Source organism: Lentimicrobium sp. S6, from assembly GCF_013166635.1.
In the GTDB taxonomy this organism is placed as follows: domain Bacteria; phylum Bacteroidota; class Bacteroidia; order Bacteroidales; family UBA12170; genus UBA12170.
Map to the genome: position 1 here is coordinate 1 of NZ_JABKBZ010000260.1, position 629 is coordinate 629.

1 protein-coding gene is annotated in these 629 nt (G+C 32.4%); it reads right to left on the reverse strand.

Going from position 1 to position 629, the window contains the following annotated elements; translation table 11 throughout:
• Window positions 1–140: 140 nt before the first annotated feature.
• On the reverse strand, window positions 141–593 hold the full coding sequence (locus HNS40_RS22635; RefSeq protein WP_172284974.1) for a hypothetical protein: 453 nt from the start codon (window positions 591–593) through the stop codon (window positions 141–143).
• Window positions 594–629: the final 36 nt, after the last annotated feature.

Consider the following 629-nt stretch of genomic DNA (forward strand, 5'->3'; position numbering starts at 1 on the left):
CCTGTCTTTCGTAAATCATCCTCATCACTTGCTTCAAAGTATAATTGGGTCATATCGTAAAAAACAACATTTAAATCTCCTCCTAATACCTTCTGTGTGTGTTTAAATATGATTTGTTCTACTTTTCCTTTGTACTTGTCTTATAATTTATCTAGAAACCTGTAAATAGCACTGATTTCTAGCGTAGCACCCTGATACCTGTGTAGATAATCTATCGTTTTGAGTTTGCTTAACGGAAATGCTAATCGAGAGATTACTAAATGTCTGAATAAAACATCATCTATTTGGTTTAAGCCAATGAAATCAAATATTTCCCCAAAAATTAACTCCGGACCTATTGTTTGAATATTTGAATTATTCAAGGAGCTAAAAGCACTTCTTATTAACTCATCAGGTTTCGACTCGAACAATACTAATTGGCCTTGGTGTTCTAGTGTTTGTATTTCTTGTTTTGCTTTCTGTTCAAGTTTCTCAATATCGTGCTGCATAGTGGCGCAACCTATTGTCTTAATCACTTTATAATGACCTTTTGACTTGTTAATAATCTGAATACTAATGCTTCCAGATGTATTTTTCTTTCTCCGAATAAACATAAATTATCTTTGGGACACCCAAATATAAAATAAATG

Coding starts and splice junctions, on each gene's coding strand:
- HNS40_RS22635 (WP_172284974.1), bottom strand. CDS start 593: ATGTTTATTCGGAGAAAGAAAAATACATCTGGAAGCATTAGTATTCAG.